The sequence below is a fragment of the Streptomyces sp. NPDC002588 genome (assembly GCF_040295925.1).
Taxonomy (GTDB): domain Bacteria; phylum Actinomycetota; class Actinomycetes; order Streptomycetales; family Streptomycetaceae; genus Streptomyces.
On sequence record NZ_JBEOWF010000002.1, the window covers coordinates 193,305 to 209,287 of the forward strand.

A 15,983-nucleotide genomic window follows, 5' to 3' on the forward strand; every position below is an offset into this window, starting at 1 on the left:
CGGCCTTGTTCCTCCCGCCCTCGGCCGGCGGCCCACAACCTCCGCGAACGGCTATATCTGCCAGGACCGCAGCCGGTCGGCCGCGCCGTAGACGTCGGTCTTGCCGTCGATCAGGTCCCGGGCGAGGTCGACGAGCGCGCCGTAGGGCGGGTCGATCCCGACGCCGCTGACGAACATGTACGCCACCGCGGTCGCGCAGGCGAAGCGGGCGTTGGCCGAGGGCAGCGGCTTGAGCAGGGCGAGGGTGTGCAGCAGCGCGGCGGCCCGCCAGGCCGGGTCGGAGTCGACGCCGAGCCGGGGCGGGTCGACCCGGTGCCGGGCGACGGCGGCGACCAGCGCGGAGAAGTCGTTGACGGTGGGCTGGTCCGGGAGGACCTCTTCGTGGCGCTGGAGCAGCCAGGGCACGTCGATGTGGATGACGGGTGTCATCGGTCAGGCGACCCGCCCCTCGCCCTTGACGGAGGGTTCGTCCTCGGGGAAGGCGGCGGCGAACTCGTCGGCGTGTGACGCGAAGAACCTGCGGAACGCCTCCGCGCCCTCCTGCAGTGCCCGGTGGCGCGCGATGTCGGCGGCGGCCGCCTCGCGCACGAGTGCCTTCATCGACGTACCGCGTTCCTTGGCGATCTGCCGCAGGTCCTCCAGCTCGCGATCGCTGAATTCCACATTGAGGGCTGGCATGCCCTCACGGTACCGCCCGGGTACTTACTCGTAAATATCCCCAGGTCAACCGAGCGTCGGTGCGGTACCGGGCCAGTCATCACGGTTGCGCCTGGTCGGCCACGAAGGACGCCATGCGGGTCAGGGCCGCGTTCCAGTTGACCGCGTTCTCGTTCGTCGACCAGGACTGGATGTCGTCGATGTAGCAGAACTGGCCGACGCACCCCTGGAGTCTGCTCTGTGCGTAGGGGTCCTGGATGCTCGAGTTCGCGCCTCCCGCGAGGGTGCCCGCGGGCGGGTCCGGGAGGTTCGGGTCGAGCTGGTGGGCGTACCAGCGGCTGTGCTGGTGGTGGGAGTTCACCTCGCCGTAGCCGGTGACGTACGAGATGTTCAGCGCGTTGCGGCCGAGGACGTAGTCCATGCTCTGCACGGCCCCGTCACGGTACTTCGAGGCTCCCGTGAGGTCGTAGGCGGTGGCGATGACCACCGCGTTGTTGAGGACCTGGTGGGTGGAGCCCCAGTCGTAGCGGTTGCCGTCGGGGGCGTAGGGCATGCCGTACGGCTGGGCGGTGAGCGTGGCCAGATAGGTGTCGGCGCCGCGCACCACGGAACCGCGCACCTTGTCGCGGCCGGGGAGCCGGTTCGGGACGAGGGCGAGGTCGAGCCGGCCCGCGGCCGCGGTGCGGGACCAGTCGAAGCCGTACGGGACGAAGATGTCGGCGGTGTGGACCGGGGAGTCGAGCACATGGTCGCTGAACTGCTTCTCCCCCGTGGTGAGATACAGCTCGGCGGCCGCCCAGTAGAACTCGTCGGTCGCGTTGCCGTCGTCGTAGGTGCCGCCCCCGACACCGTCGTCGGGATCGGCGTACACGCCGGGGTGTGCGAGTGCGGCGGCCCAGGCCTTGCGTGCCGCTGTCAGCGCCTTCGCGGCGAAGGCCTTGTCGTAGGGCCGGTAGAGGCGGGCCGCCTGGGCTGCCGTCGCGGCCAGGTTGAGGGTGGCGGTGGTGGTCGGCGCGTGCAGTTCGCGCTTCTGCGGATCGTCGCCGGGCAGCAGGGGCAGCCCGGTCCACTGCTCGTCGTGGACCTTGTGGTGGGCCATGCCGGCCAGCGGCTGTCCGTCGGGCACCTGCATCTTCAGCAGGAAGTCCAGTTCCCAGCGGGCCTCGTCGAGGATGTCGGGCACGCCGTTGCCGCTCTCGGGCAGCGCGAGCGTGCCGTCGCCGAGCTTGTCCGGGCTGCCGGTGCGGGCCACGAGGGAGCGTTCGTAGGTGCTGAGCAGCTCCCAGGTGGCGATGCCGCCGTTGACGACGTACTTGCCGTGGTCGCCGGCGTCGTACCAGCCGCCGGAGACGTCGAGGCGGTAGTCGCACACGCCCGGCTGACAGGGCACGTCCGTGTCGCCCTGGTTGGGGGCGGCGCCCACGTGGCCGGCCGCCCGGCCGTAGCCGGGGCGCAGGTCGTCGCGGATCGCGATGCCGCTGCGCTGCGGGTAGTAGTACTTCACCGCGTCGAGGCGCAGCTGTTCGTAGGCGGCGGTGCCGATGTCGAACGGGCGGCTGGTCTCGCCGTCGGCGACCAGGGTGAAGCCCGTGCCCCGCCCCCGGTAGGCGCCGAAGTCGATCGAGTGGACGTTCTGCCCCGAGGAGACGTCGAGGCCGCGCGGCACGCTCCAGCCGTGCGCGACCGTCGCCCCGGCGGCGTCCCTCAGCCGCCAGGGCAGTTTCGCGGTGGCGTCGGTGACGAGGGTGGCGTTCTTCGGCCCGGCGGGCAGATAGGCGACCTGGTTGACGCGCACGCGCGGCCCGGTGTCGGGCTCGTACACCTCCGGCGGCACCCCGCCCAGCAGGGACACGTCGTCCAGGCAGAACCGCCACGGATCCGCGCTGCCGCCGACCTGGAAGGCGACCTGGCCCTGGGTGGAGTCGACCGGCGAGGTGAAGGTGTAGGAGTACGCGTCGCCCGGCTCGCCCAGCACGGGAGCCGCCTCGTACCAGGTGTCGTACGGCGTCACCCCGAGGCCCACGATCGCCCGCACCGCGTGTCCCTCGGGCACTCCGGAGGCGGCGAAGGAGAACCGGTACGTGGAGCCCTTCACCAGGGTGATCGCGTCCTGGCCGACCGCGGAGTCCCATCGGTTGACGGTGCCGCCGGGCACGTCCGCGCAGAGCCGTCCGCCGGACAGCCCGGCCGTGACGTTGCTCGTCCACCAGGAGTCGGCCGTGGTGTCGAAGCCGCCGTTCCTGACCTGCTCGACCTCGTCGGCCGCGGCCCGCCCTCCGGGCAGTGCGGTGAGCGCCGCACCGAGCAGGGCGGCGAGGGACAGCAGCGCGGTACCGCGTCGTATCACGTCCGGCTCCTCGGTCGGCTGATGGGAGCGCTCCCAAAGGGGTCGAAGGACATGCTTGTCACAGTCATGACACCCCGTCAACGGTCCGGACGGCACGGCTTCCCGCCCGGACCGCTCCCCGTCTACGCCTCCAGCTTGCTGATCCGCACCGCTCCTCGCATCTCGCCCGGCGCACCACTGGTCAGTGCCAGCCGCAGCCGGGAGCCGCGCACCGGGTCGAAGGTGACGACGGTCGGCGCGTCCGAGGCGGTGGCCCAGTCGACGGCCGCGCCCCGGACCGGCGTGTACCGCTCGCCGTCCCACACGGCGATCTCGAGCGACGCGGGCAGACTGTGCGTGGCGTCGACCGTGAAGGAGACCGCGACCCGGTCGAAGTCCCGGGTGCGCCCCCAGTCCACCGACAGCCAGTCCTCGGCCCGGGCCCCGCTGAAGGCGGGCAGCAACGCGGTGGCGGCCTTGACGAAGGCGTTGGACCAGCCGGTGGCGGGGTCGCCGTCCAGCACGGCGGCGGGCAGGGTGTCCGGGCGGCCGGAGTAACTGGCGTCGGCGTAAGGGTGGTTCGCAGGCGCCGGATGGTCGGGGGCGAAGGCGGGCGCCGGGGTCGTCGCCACCGAGCGGGCCTGGGTGGTGCGCACGGCCGCGGTGCCCGCGCGCAGCCCCGCCACGCTCGCGGTCACCGTCAGGGAGCCCGCCTCGGTGCCCGACCGCACGACGGCGAGCGCCTTGCCGCGGAAGGCGGTCCGGGTGCTCGCCTGGTACCGCTCGGCGCTCTCCTCCCGTCCGTTGTCGAGCCCCGCGAGCGAGCCGCCGCGCACCTCGAAGGAGATGAGGTGCTCGGCGTCCGGCACGACGACCCCGTGCGCGTCGACGACGTCGGCGGTGACGAAGACCAGCGAACGCCCGTCCGCCGGCAGGGACGTGCGGTCGGGAGTGAGGCGTACCGCGTGCGGGGCGCCGGCCGTGCGCAGCACGTCGGTGGCGACGGCCCTGCCCTTGCGGCGGGCCACCGCCTTCAACACCCCGGGCTCGTAGGCGACCTTCCACGTCAGGTGCAGCTTGCCCGCGCTGCCGTTGGGGCTGGTGTAACTGCCGGGGTAGGGGCCGTCGGTGAAGGTCCTGTCGTCGCCGGTGGCCTCCGTGGTCTCCAGGTAGGTGCGGCCGTCGACGGTCGTCTTGGTGTCGAACTTCCTTGTGCCCAGGGACTTTCCGTTGAGGAACAGCTCGACGGTGTCGACGTTGGAGTACGCCCACACCTCGACCGTGTCGCCCTCCTCGTGGTTCCAGGTCATCGGCAGCAGATGGACCATCGGCTCGTCGACCCACTGGCTCCGGAACAGGTGGTACATGTCCTTCGGGAAGCCGGCCGTGTCGACCGCGCCGAAGAAGGAGGCCTTCACCGGGAAGACGTCGTAGGGCGTCGGTTCGCCGATGTAGTCGATGCCGGACCACAGGAACTGCCCGGCGAACCACTTCCGGTCCCGGTCCTTCTTGTGGCCGTACTCGCCGCTCATCGTCCAGGAGGCGAGGTTGTTGTCGTAGGAGGAGGCCGCCCGCCTGCCCGGCGTGTGGTTCTCGCCGGTGTTGAGGTGCTCGGGCTCCTGGTAGGTGCCGCGCGTGGACGTCTCCGAGGAGGACTCGGACTCGAAGAGGAACAGGTGCGGGTACGTGGCGTGCAGGACGTCCACCGACTTCGCGGTGTTGTAGTTGAGGCCGAGGCCGTCCAGCTTGCCCAGCATCAGATCGGCGGCGGACCCCTTCGCGGGCGGCGTGCGGTACTTGTCGGAGCCGATGACCAGGGGGCGGGTGGTGTCGGCGGCCCTGATCGCGGTGATGATCCGGTCCGCCATGGCGAGGCCGGCGGTCCGGGTGGAGTCGGTGATCTCGTTGCCGATGGACCACAGGACGACGGCGGGCGAGTTGCGGGCCGCGAGGACCATCTCGGTGGCGTCCTTCTCGCACCACTCGTCGAAGAACCGGCCGTAGTCGTAGCGGGTCTTGCCGGTCTTCCAGCAGTCGAAGGCCTCGACCATCATCACGATGCCCAGGTCCTCGCAGACCCGGATCATCTCCGGCGAGGGCGGGTTGTGCGAGGTGCGTAAGGCGTTGACACCCATCGACTTCATGATCGTCATCTGCCGGCGGATCGCGTCGGCGCTGACCGCCGCGCCGAGGGCGCCCAGGTCGTGGTGGAGGTCGACGCCCTTGATCTTGGTGTGCCTGCCGTTGAGGAAGAACCCCTCGTCGGGGTCGAAGCGGAAGGTGCGGATGCCGAAGGGGGTGCGGCAGGCGTCGGTGCGTGTGCCGCCGACCCGCAGCTCGGTCTCCAGGGTGTAGCGGCGGGGCGCGGCGAAGTCCCACAACGCGGGGTCGGGGACGGTGAGTTCATGGGTCTCGGTGGCCTGGTCGGTGACGGCGGCCGTGGAGGTCCGGCGGGCGACCGTGCGGCCGTTCGGGGCGACGATCCTGGAGACGACCTCCACGTCCGCGCTCGCGCCGGAGGCGTTCACCACGGTGGTCGCCACTCGGACGACCGCCCGGTCCCCGGTGACCTCGGGTGTGGTGACGTACGTGCCCCAGCGGGCGACGTGCACCGGCTGCGTGATCACCAGCCGGGCCTCGCGGTAGATGCCGCTGCCCGAGTACCAGCGGCTGCTGGGCAGGCGGTTCTGGACCTTGACCGCGATCACGTTCTCGGTGGTGCCGTCGGTGTGCAGCAGGTCGGTCAGATCGAAGGCGAAGCCGGTGTAGCCGTAGGGGTGGCGGCCGGCCTCGGTGCCGTTGCAGTAGACGGAGGAGTCCATGTAGACGCCGTCGAACTCCACCGAGATCCGCCGGCCGGCCCGGCCGGGGGGCACGGTGAACGAGAGGCGGTACCAGCCGAGGCCGCCGGGGAAGAAGCCGGTGCCGCTGGTCGTGCCGTTCTCGGTGGTGGGGGTCTGTTCGATGCTCCAGTCGTGCGGGACGGCCACCTCGCGCCAGGCGGAGTCGTCGTAGCCGGGGGCGGCCGCGTCCGCGTACTGGCCGGTCGGGTCGGTGATCCCGCCCGGGTTGACCAGCGCGAAGCGCCAGCCGTCGCGCAGCGGGACCGTGCGGCGGTCCCCGGCGGCCCCGGCCGCTTCCGCGGCCTCGGCCGGGCCGCCCGGGAGCGCTCCGGCGGCCGGCGCCGCCGCGGAGGCGATCAAGACGGATCTGCGAGTCACTGTCACTGGCGGCTCTCCTTCATCAGGACCCAGAAGTACTCACAACTGATCTGACAACTGATCGTTATCAAACAGAATCTGACGACGGGCCACTCGTGCCCGTCAAGGGGCCGGAGACGCCCTCCCGTCCCACGGGTGAGGCGCGGCGCCAACGGGCCCACTTCGGCCGGAATCACCCCTTGACCGGGAACGGTGTGGACGTGTTCACGTCCCCCTTCCGACCACCCGGTCCCCCCTCCCCCGAGAACGGGACGGACTATTCTGAAGCGGGTGTGGCGCGTCTGTTCACTGTGTGTGTCCGCGATGGAGTGGCGACCATGAGTCCGGAATATCCGTTCGACGAGGCCGCGACGGCCCGGGTGGTCGTCGACGGCACCGGCACGCTCGTCGAGTGGAACGAGGGCGCACGGGCCCTGCTGGGCTGGACCCCGGCCGAGGTCCTGGGCCGGCCCGCCCGTGAGCTGGTGGCCGAGGGACCCACTCCGGTGCCGGTCGGTCCCCGCTGGGACGGAACGCTCACTTTGCGCCACCGGGACGGCACCGCCGTACGGGTCTGGCTGCTCGCGCACCACCGACCGCCCGAGGACACCGCGCCGGGCTCCTGGCTCGTGGTGACCCCTCTCACCGGCAATGGCCCCCGCTCCCCCGGCGACCCGCTGGCCATGGCGGCGCTGGTCCAGTCGCCCTGTGCCGTCGCGGTGTACGACGAGCGGCTTCGGCTGGCCGGGATCAACGAGGCGATGACCCGGGTCGTGGGGCTGCCCGAGGAACGCATCAGAGGGCTCAGACTCTCCGAGATCAGCGGCTGGGCGCAGAGCGCGGAGATGGAGGAGCACATGGTCCGGGTGCTCGCCGACGGGCAGGCCCAGGACGTCCAGACGTACGCCCGCACCGGCGGCGAGGACCACGCGCACGCCTGGCTGGCGCGGTTCGCGCCGGTCGTCGACGCCGAGGGCCGGGTGCGGGGGGTGTGCGTGGCCCTCCACGACTTCACCGAGAACTACCTCGCCCGCGAACGGCTCCAGCTGGTCAACGAGGCGAGTGTGCGCATCGGCAGCACACTCGACGTCACCCGGACGGCCCAGGAGCTGGCGGAGGTCTGCGTCCCCGCGCTCGCCGACTTCGTCAGCGTCGACCTGCTGGACCCGCGGGAGAACGAGGAGCCTCCCGCCCTGTTCGCCACCCCGCTGAGCCTGCGCCGCGCCGCCCACCACCAGGCCGGCCGCGGCAACGCGATGGCGGTGGCCAAACCGGGTGAGGTCCAGCAGTATCCCGCCGGGTCGCCGCAGGCCGACTCGCTGGTCGCGGGCCGCACCATCGTGATGTCCGTGGCCGACCTGGAGGCGTGGCTGTCCTGGGACCCGCTGCGTGCGGCGCGGGTGCACGAGTTCGGCATCCACTCCACGATGTCCGTGCCGATCCGGGCGCGGGGCACGACCCTCGGGGTCGCGGTCTTCTCCCGGTTTCGGCGGCCGGACCCGTTCACCACCGACGACGTGCTGCTCGCGGAGGAGATCACCGCCCGGGCCGCCGTCTGCATCGACAACGCCCGCCGGTACTCCCGCGAGCGCGACACCGCCCTTGCTCTGCAGCGCAGTCTCCTGCCGCGCAGCCTGCCGCGCACTGCCGCCGTCGACGCCGCCTCCCGCTATCTGCCGGCCGCCCGCACCGGGGTGGGCGGCGACTGGTTCGACGTGATCCCGCTGTCCGGGATGCGGGTCGCCATGATCGTCGGGGACGTGGTCGGACACGGCATCCAGGCCTCGGCCACGATGGGCCGGCTGCGCACCGCCGTACGCACCCTCGCCGACATCGACCTGGCCCCCGACGAACTGCTCACCCACCTCGACGACCTCGTCGTACGGCTCTCCGAGGAGGCCGGGAGCGAGGGCAGCCCCGGCGAGGTCGGCGCGACCTGCCTCTACGCGGTCTACGACCCGGTGTCACGGCGGTGCGTCCTCGCCCGGGCCGGGCATCCCCAGCCGGTGCTGCTGCGGCCCGGCGGGGTGGCGCACCGGGTCGAGCTGCCCGCGGGGCCCGCGCTGGGCGTGGGAGGGCTGCCGTTCGAGTCGACCGAGCTGGACCTGCCCGAGGGAAGCGTCCTGGCGTTCTACACCGACGGTCTGCTCGAGTCCCGGGGGCGGGCCGGCCACCGGCTGCTGGGCGAGGCGCTCGCCGCGTACTCGGACTCCCTCGACGAGATCTGCGACCGGGTGCTGCACGCCGCGCTGCCGGCCGGCGGGGTCTCCGACGACGTGGCGCTGCTGATCGCGCGCACCCGGGGGCTGCCCGCCTCCCAGGTCTCGACCTGGGACATCCCGGCCGACCCTTCGCTCGTCGGGCCGGTGCGCAGGCAGGTCGTTGAGCAGCTCACCCGCTGGGGGCTGAGCGAGGCGTCGTTCACGACCGAGCTGGTGGTGAGCGAGCTGGTCACCAACGCCATCCGGTACGGTGCGCACCCGATCCGGCTGCGGCTGATCCATGACGCGGTGACGCTGATCTGCGAGGTGTCCGACACCAGCCACACGGCGCCGCATCTGCGCCGGGCGAAGACCTGGGACGAGGGCGGCCGCGGGCTGCTGCTGGTCGCCCAGCTCACTCAGCGCTGGGGCAGCCGCCACACGACCGAGGGCAAGACGATCTGGGCGGAGCTGGAGTTGTCCGGGGAGGAGTGAGGCGCGCCTGCGAAGGTGTGGGGCCGTCACCCTTTGGGGGCGCTTTACCCGGGCGTGTTTTCATGGACCGGCACCCGAACCAGTTCGTTGGGCGGGCCCGATCACCCCCCGCCCCGGAGTTCCCCCTGAACACCCCGCTCGCCGAGACCCTGTCCGTATCTCTGCTCGTCGCCTCGCTGGTGTGGGCCGTGCTGCGCCCCGCCGGGCGGTCGGAGGCCTTCGTCGCCGTCCCGGCCGCGGCCGCGGCGATCGCGCTGGGGGCGATCTCACCTCAGCACGCGCTCACGGAGGCGGAGCGGCTCGGCCCGGTCGTCGGGTTCCTCGCAGCCGTCCTGGTCCTCGCACACCTGTGCGATGTGGAGGGGCTCTTCACGGCGTGCGGAGCGTGGATGGCCCGGCGGGCGGCGGGCCGGCCGCGGCGGCTGCTCACCGCGGTGTTCGTGCTGGCCTCGGTCGTCACCGCCGTACTGAGCCTGGACGCGACCGTGGTGCTGCTGACACCGGTGGTGTTCGCGACCGCCGCCCGGATGGAGGTGCGTTCAAAACCGCATGTGTACGCCTGCGCCCACCTGTCGAACACGGCCTCGCTGCTGCTGCCGGTCTCCAACCTGACGAACCTGCTCGCGTTCACCGCGAGCGGGCTGAGCTTCACCCGGTTCGCGGCGCTCATGGCACTGCCCTGGCTGGTCGCGGTGGGCGTCGAGTACGCGGTCTTCCGGCGTTTCTTCGCCGCCGACCTGCCCGCCGCGCGGCCTGCTCCGGGCGCCGGCCCGGCGCCCGAGCTGCCGCTGTTCGCGCTGGTCACGGTGGGCTGCACGCTCGCCGGGTTCGTGGGGGCCTCGGCGCTCGGGATCGAACCGGCCTGGGCCGCGTTCGCAGGCGCGCTGGTCATGGCCGGGCGGGCGCTGGCGCGGCGGCGGGTGACGCCGGTGGCAGTGGTGCGGTCGGCGGCCCCGGGGTTCCTGGCGTTCGTGCTCGCGCTCGGGATCGTGGTACGGGCGGTCGTCGACAACGGGCTCGCCGGCGCGCTGCGGCACGCCCTGCCCGGCGGCTCGGGGCTGCTCGCCCTGCTGGGCGTCGCCGCGTCGGCCGCCGTCCTCGCCAACCTGATCAACAACCTGCCCGCGGTCCTGGTCCTCGTCCCGCTCGCCGCCCCGGCCGGCGCCGGGCCCGTCCTCGCGGTGCTGCTCGGGGTGAACATCGGCCCGAACCTGACGTACGCCGGATCGCTGGCGACGCTGCTGTGGCGGCGGGTGGTGCGGGAGCGCGCGGAGCGCGTCGGGCTCGGGGAGTTCACCCGGCTGGGTCTGCTGACCGTGCCGGCCACGCTGGTGGGGGCGGTCGTGGCGCTGTGGGCCTCGCTCCAGGTGGTCTGACCCGCCGCGCCCCGGCCTCACCCCGTCGCTCAGCGGCGCCCGCCGCCGTAGCCGCTCCCGCCGTAGCCGCCGTAGCCCCATCCGGAACCGCCCGACGAGCCCGACCGGCCGTCCCAGCTGCAGTAGTACGTGCAGGAGGTGCCGCTCGACGAGCCGGAGGAGGAGCTCTTCGGCTTCGGGCTCGACGAGGGGGTGGTGGACGGCGTCGGTCCGGGAACCCCGGTCTTCGCCGACTTGGTGCCGGGCGACGGCGCCGGGGTGCTCGACGGGCTGCTGTCGGCGCCCCAGTTGACGAACTCCATCTGCGGGTCGGGCTGCGAGGTGTCGATCACCCAGCGCTGTGCGGTGCCCTCCGCGCGGGCCTTCAGGACCAGGGCGCCCGAGCCGTCGGTGGCGGCGGGCGCGAGCGCCAGGTTCTGGTCGGAACGCGGGACCAGCGTGCCCTGGAGGGTGAAGTCGTAGCGGATGTTCTTGGCGGCCGCGTCGGAGGAGTCCGTGCACGCGCCCAGCTGCACCGCGTAGCCCAGGTGGGAGTCGAGGCACAGACCGGGGTCGGCGGTGCTGCGCAGCAGCCCGTCGGTCTCGTACGTCCACTGCTGGCCGGCGTCTGCCGAGCAGGTGGCGAGCTCCGCCTCGGCGTTCTTGACGACCTTGCCGCCGACGACACCGATGCACAGCCCGGACGCGACGTTGTGCAGCCGGCCGTGCAGGGTGCCCTGGGTCTCCTCGTCGGCGATCCAGGACGGGGTGTCGGTGGCGGTGTCGGTGCCCGCGGACGGGGTCTCCGCGGCCTTTCCGGCGGTCCCGCCCGACCCGCCGTCCGAGCCGATGGCCGCCCACACCGCGAGCGGCAGGACCACCATTCCGCTGACCGTGAGGACGGCGGCGGCGAGGTTGCGGCGACGGACGCGGCGGGCCGCCTTGCGGTCCGAACGCCGGGACGCGGAACGGCTGTCGGCCGCGGGGCCCGCTCCGGCGTCGACGGCGCTCTCGCGTACCGCCCGCTCGACCGCCGTACCGGGCACCCCGGTCGCCCCGAACAGCTCGTCGCCGAAGGCCTCGCCGACATCGGCCGGGCCGCGCTCCGTCCGCGGCGCGGGGGTGCGTTCACGGCCGTCCGCGGTGGCCCGCATCTCGAGGTAGGCGCCGGCCCCCCAGCCGAGGATGCCCTCGGCCAGGGCCATGCCCAAGAGGCCCTCGAACTGCAGGAGTTGGTCGGCGGTGTGGGCGCAGTGCCGGCAGGCCTCCGTGTGGGCGTGCAGGTCGGGGTCGACGTCCACGCCGCCGCGCCGGCAGGTGACGTCCAGCAGCCGGTGGTAGCGGTGGCACTCGTCGTCGGTGGCGAATTCGCGGTGGACCTGGAGGACCTCCTCGCGCAAGCGCTCGCGGGAGCGGCGCAGTTCGACGCGGGCGCCCTCCTCGTCGAGGCCGAGCAGGCCGGCCGGGATCGCCAGGGGTTCGGCCTCGGCCTCGGTGTGCCAGAGCAGGCAGCGGGCCGACTGGGGCAGCCGCTGGAACGCGCGGGCCAGCAGGCGGCGGTTGGCGGGCGGGAGCGTCCGGGCCGCGGCGCGGTCGCTGTCGCCGTCGTCGGACCGCAGCTCGGGGTGGAGCAGGTCGCGGGGGCCGTCGGCGTCCCACTCGGTGGCGATCCGGCGGACGGTGGCCAGCAGATGGGGGCGCCAGGCGGCCGTCGGGCCGTCCTGCCGCTGGGTCGCGCCGAACAGCCGGGTGAACGCCGCGGTGGTGAGCATGCCGGCCGCGCGCTCTCCGTCGGTGCACAGCCGCGCGTAGGCGAAGGCCGCCTCCCAGTGCCGGTCCAGCAGTTCGCCGACGGGATACAGGGCGGGGGACTCTCCCGTCCACTGCGTCAGTTCGGAGCTCAGCTGTTCGTCCGTCGCGTCGAGGCGGCGAGCCGAAGGGGAATTCGACAGGCCTGCGTCATTCACGGCTGCATTCCTCCTGGGGGCATGTCCGGGGGGCGTGGACACGCGACAATAGGCAGGGTTCGGTACCTGTGCGACCCGCAACGGGACGGCTCTTCTGAAGCGTGGGGGATGTGGCGGAACACAGGAACCTCGTGCGCACAGAGGAGAAAAAACGTAGTCCGTGCGCCGACACGGCCCACCTTTGCACAGCCGGACCAGGAGGAACAAGAGATCTCGCGGTTTCGTGCACAGTGCACCCGCCCAAGGATTTTGACGATTCGTCAGTGGACGATCGCCTTTTCGGGACGGTCACGGTATTGGTGTCCCTTTCGGGAGGGTAATTCGGCGCGCATTCCGTCCCGGTACGCGCCGGGAGGCCTCCCGTACCGCACCCGGAATATGGGCACCCCCGGGTGCTCGGGTCCGGCTCAAGATTAAGGAGCCGGGGGCCCTGCGGCAGGGAGTTCATGCCGCAGGGCCCCGTCGGCCCGCTCAGTGGCCGGCCACGGGATGCGGGCCGTAGGGCTGCTCCAGTTCCTCCAACTCCTTGTCCGTCAGGGTCAGTTCCAGAGCGGCCACCGCGTCCTCGAGATGCCCGGGCCTGGCCGCTCCGACGATCGGGGCGGTCACCGTGTCCTGGTGGAGGAGCCAGGCGAGGGCCACCTGCGCGCGGGGGACGCCCCGCGTCTCGGCGATGCGGGTGACGGCCTCGACGATCGCCCGGTCGCCCTCCGGGTAGAGCATGTCGCCGAAACCGTCCGTGGAGCTGCGCTCGGTCCGTGTCCCCCAGTCGCGGGTGAGGCGGCCGCGGGCCAGCGGGCTCCAGGGCAGCACGCCGACGCCCTGGTCGGCGCAGAGCGGCAGCATCTCGCGCTCCTCCTCGCGGTAGAGGAGGTTGTAGTGGTTCTGCATGGAGACGAACTTCGTCCAGCCGTGCCGTTCGGCGGTGTACTGCATCTTGGAGAACTGCCAGGCGTACATCGAACTCGCCCCGATGTAGCGGACCTTGCCCGCCTTGACCACGTCGTGCAGCGCCTCCATCGTCTCCTCGACGGGGGTGTGCGGGTCGAAGCGGTGGATCTGGTAGAGGTCGATGTGGTCCGTCCCGAGGCGGGCGAGGCTGTGGTCGAGCTCGGACAGGACGGCCTTGCGGGAGAGGCCGCCGCCGTTGGGGCCGGGACGCATCCGGCCGTGCACCTTCGTCGCGAGCACGATCTCGTCGCGGCGGGCGAAATCGCGCAGCGCCCTGCCGACGATCTCCTCGCTGGTGCCGTCGGAGTAGACGTTCGCCGTGTCGAAGAAGTTGACGCCCGCCTCCAGCGCCTGCCGGATCAGCGGCCGGGACGCCTCCTCGTCGAGGGTCCACTCGTGTGTGCCGCGGTCGGGAACGCCGTAGGTCATGCAGCCCAGACAGATCCGCGACACGTCCAGACCCGTCGAACCGAGCTTCACGTACTGCATCGTCGCTGCTCCTGACGTCGGTGTGGGGTACACCCGGAGCGTATGCGCACCGCACGCCGGAGCCGTCGGATCTCCCGCCCGTCGCGGTCCGGCTCACTCCACCAGGTCCAGTGCCCGCTCCCAGCCGAAGTCCGCGCCGTCGTACGGGAGTCCGAAGCGGACGCCCATCCCGCGCAGTCGTATCAGACTGTCCTGGTAGGCGGGATGGGCGGCGAGCGCGGCGGACACGCAGGGCTGCACGCCGATCGGGACACCTGTCCCCGCCACCTCGCACAGGGTGCCGAGCGCGAGGGTGTCGGCGATGCCGGCCGCCCATTTGTTGATCGTGTTGAAGGTGGCCGGGGCGACGACGACCGCGTCCGGGTCGGGGAACGGGCGCGGGTCCCCGGGGCGCCGCCAGGCGGAGCGGATCGGGCGGCCGGTCCGCTCCTCGACGGCGGCGGTGTCGAAGAAGCCGTTCATGGCGTGCGGTGTGGCGATGACGCCGACGTCCCACCCCTGTTCCTGAGCGGCGGCGATGAGCCGGCCGACGCCCGAGGCGATGCCGGCGGCGCAGACGACGACGTAGAGGAAGGGCGGCTGCTCAGGCTGTTCGGTCACCCGGGAACCCTACTGAAGGGGGAACGGCAGTCCGTGTTCGGAGGCGGGGCGCGGGCCGTGGATGCGCAGGTCGGCCTCCTCGACCGGCACGTCGTTGATGCTCGCCTCGCGCCGGGTCATCAGCCCGTGCTCGTCGAACTCCCAGAGCTCGTTGCCGTAGGAGCGCCACCACCGGCCGTCGGTGTCCTGCGACTCGTACTGGAAGCGGACGGCGATGCGGTTGCCGTCGAAGGCCCACAGGTCCTTGCGCAGGGCGTACTCGCGCTCGCGGGCCCACTTGGCGGTGAGGAACTCCACGATCGCGGCGCGCCCGGTGAGGAAGGTGTCGCGGTTGCGCCAGACGGAGTTCTCGGAGTAGGCGAGGGCGACCTTCTGCGGGTCGCGGGTGTTCCAGGCGTCCTCGGCGGCCTGGACCTTCTGTGCGGCGGTCTCCCGGGTGAAAGGCGGCAGGGGCGGGCGGGGGTCGGACACGGGGGGCTCCTCGACGAAAGGGAGAACGCTCGTTCTCCGACTATGCTGCCACCGTAGAGAACGGTCGTTCTCCGGTCAAGGAAACCCGAGGAGTGGTGGTCGGTCATGGACAGCGCGACGGCGCGTGAGCAGGCGCTCGACGCCGCGGAGCGGCTGTTCTACGGGCGGGGCGTGCAGTCCGTGGGGATGGACGACGTCCGGAGCGCCTCGGGGGTGTCGCTCAAGCGGCTGTACCAGCTCTTCCCGGCGAAGGAACTGCTCGTGGAGGCCTACCTCGAGCGGCGGGACGGACGCTGGCGGGAGCGGCTCGCGGAGTTCGCCGAGCGGCGCGAGGATCCCCGGGAGCGGATCCTCGCCGTGTTCGACTGGCTCGAGGAGTGGTTCGGCGAGCCGGACTTCCGCGGGTGCGCCTGGATCAACGCGTACGGCGAGCTGGGCGCGACCTCGGAGCGGGTGGCGCGTCAGGTGCGCGCGCACAAGGGGGCGTTCCGGGAGTACCTCGGCACACTGGTCGCCGACGCGGGACTGCCCGGCGCCCTGACCGGGCCGCTGTTCCTGCTGGCCGAGGGCGCCATGGTGACGGCGGGCATCGGCGGGGGCACCGGGGCGGCGGCGGAGGCGCGGGAGGCGGCGCGGCGGCTGCTGGGGTGACGTGCACGGGCGCACGTGGCCACTCCTTGCCCGCTGGGCCACGGCCTTCCGTACCGTTCAATTCCCCGGAGCCCTCATCCCCGTGTTCCGCTGGTCGTGCGGGCCGGGGTCGCCGAACTCGCGACCACCCGACCGCCCCGCACATCCGACCGCATGCGGATCGCGAGCACGGCGAAGGCGTTCAGCGGGGCGGTGGCGCTGCCCCTGGTGGACCGCCACAGGCTGCGGCCCTGCGCCGGCAACACCGAACGCACCGAAGCCCTGGCGGACTTCCTGCACACCCACGACCACCACCGCCGCCACACCGCAGTCGGCGGCCGGCCACCGATCAGCCGTGTCAACAACGCTGCGGGTCAAGACACCTGGGGCCCGGTGTCACCCGGCCGGGTCCGACACCTTGACGGCGCCGACCGGGCAGGCCCGCGCGGCCTCCCGGACCATCGGGTCGCCGCCGCCGTCCTCCCGGCCGGGCAGCAGCGTGCTGAAACCGTCGTCGTCCTGGGTGAAGACACCCGGGGCGGCGAGGGCGCACTGACCGGCGCCGATACAGACGCCCGTGTCGATCTCGATGCGCGTGCCGCGGGGTGTCCCGTGCTGGGTGCCGTCGGGCATGGGCCTGC

General features: G+C 72.4%; 12 protein-coding genes and 2 pseudogenes. 5 read left to right on the forward strand and 9 right to left on the reverse strand.

What is annotated here, in order from left to right; translation table 11 throughout:
* Positions 1-51: 51 nt before the first annotated feature.
* From ABT057_RS03530 to ABT057_RS03545, 4 genes are all read right to left on the reverse strand, one after another.
* Positions 52-429, reverse strand: a complete 378-nt coding sequence (locus tag ABT057_RS03530; protein WP_055631619.1) for a hypothetical protein — start codon at positions 427-429, stop codon at positions 52-54.
* A 3-nt stretch (positions 430-432) separates the two neighbouring features.
* A complete protein-coding gene (locus ABT057_RS03535; RefSeq protein WP_352340750.1) occupies positions 433-678 on the reverse strand; it encodes a hypothetical protein in 246 nt (81 codons plus the stop codon).
* Between the two features lie 79 nt (positions 679-757).
* Positions 758-3,004 (reverse strand): glycoside hydrolase family 9 protein, encoded by a 2,247-nt coding sequence (locus tag ABT057_RS03540; RefSeq protein WP_352340751.1) that lies wholly within the window; start codon positions 3,002-3,004, stop codon positions 758-760.
* A 122-nt stretch (positions 3,005-3,126) separates the two neighbouring features.
* Positions 3,127-6,210: a glycoside hydrolase family 2 TIM barrel-domain containing protein gene (locus tag ABT057_RS03545; RefSeq protein WP_352340752.1), complete on the reverse strand. Its 3,084-nt coding sequence runs from the start codon at positions 6,208-6,210 to the stop codon at positions 3,127-3,129.
* 311 nt (positions 6,211-6,521) lie between these two features.
* On the opposite strand from ABT057_RS03545, the gene ABT057_RS03550 reads away from it, so the two are divergent.
* The gene (locus tag ABT057_RS03550) at positions 6,522-8,879 is read left to right on the forward strand and encodes a SpoIIE family protein phosphatase (RefSeq protein WP_352340753.1); all 2,358 of its coding nucleotides are present in this window, start codon (positions 6,522-6,524) and stop codon (positions 8,877-8,879) included.
* 62 nt (positions 8,880-8,941) lie between these two features.
* Positions 8,942-10,255 carry an SLC13 family permease gene (locus ABT057_RS03555; protein WP_352340754.1) on the forward strand — a complete coding sequence of 438 codons (1,314 nt, stop codon included), beginning with the start codon at positions 8,942-8,944 and terminating at the stop codon, positions 10,253-10,255.
* A 29-nt stretch (positions 10,256-10,284) separates the two neighbouring features.
* Here ABT057_RS03555 and ABT057_RS03560 read toward each other — a convergent pair whose 3' ends face one another.
* The 4 genes from ABT057_RS03560 to ABT057_RS03575 all read right to left on the reverse strand — a co-directional run bounded on the left by ABT057_RS03560 (position 10,285) and on the right by ABT057_RS03575 (position 14,712).
* The gene (locus ABT057_RS03560; RefSeq protein ID WP_352340755.1) at positions 10,285-12,201 is read right to left on the reverse strand and encodes a ricin-type beta-trefoil lectin domain protein; all 1,917 of its coding nucleotides are present in this window, start codon (positions 12,199-12,201) and stop codon (positions 10,285-10,287) included.
* 471 nt (positions 12,202-12,672) lie between these two features.
* Positions 12,673-13,641 (reverse strand): aldo/keto reductase, encoded by a 969-nt coding sequence (locus tag ABT057_RS03565; protein ID WP_352340756.1) that lies wholly within the window; start codon positions 13,639-13,641, stop codon positions 12,673-12,675.
* Between the two features lie 93 nt (positions 13,642-13,734).
* Positions 13,735-14,241: a flavoprotein gene (locus ABT057_RS03570; protein ID WP_352340757.1), complete on the reverse strand. Its 507-nt coding sequence runs from the start codon at positions 14,239-14,241 to the stop codon at positions 13,735-13,737.
* A 9-nt stretch (positions 14,242-14,250) separates the two neighbouring features.
* Entirely contained in the window at positions 14,251-14,712 is a 462-nt protein-coding gene (locus ABT057_RS03575; RefSeq protein ID WP_352340758.1) for a nuclear transport factor 2 family protein, read from the reverse strand.
* 105 nt (positions 14,713-14,817) lie between these two features.
* Between ABT057_RS03575 and ABT057_RS03580 the strand changes: the two genes are divergently transcribed.
* The 3 genes and pseudogenes from ABT057_RS03580 to ABT057_RS03590 form a co-directional block, all read left to right on the forward strand.
* Positions 14,818-15,363 (forward strand): TetR/AcrR family transcriptional regulator, encoded by a 546-nt coding sequence (locus ABT057_RS03580; RefSeq protein WP_352340759.1) that lies wholly within the window; start codon positions 14,818-14,820, stop codon positions 15,361-15,363.
* Positions 15,364-15,456: 93 nt separating this feature from the next.
* Positions 15,457-15,591: pseudogene (locus tag ABT057_RS03585) on the forward strand (serine hydrolase); the annotation flags it as partial.
* Positions 15,589-15,720: pseudogene (locus ABT057_RS03590) on the forward strand (IS481 family transposase); the annotation flags it as partial. The pseudogenes ABT057_RS03585 and ABT057_RS03590, both read left to right, overlap by 3 nt.
* 18 nt (positions 15,721-15,738) lie before the next feature.
* Here ABT057_RS03590 and ABT057_RS03595 read toward each other — a convergent pair.
* Complete coding sequence (locus tag ABT057_RS03595) at positions 15,739-15,975, reverse strand: ferredoxin (protein WP_352340760.1); 237 nt, start codon at positions 15,973-15,975, stop codon at positions 15,739-15,741.
* Positions 15,976-15,983: the final 8 nt, after the last annotated feature.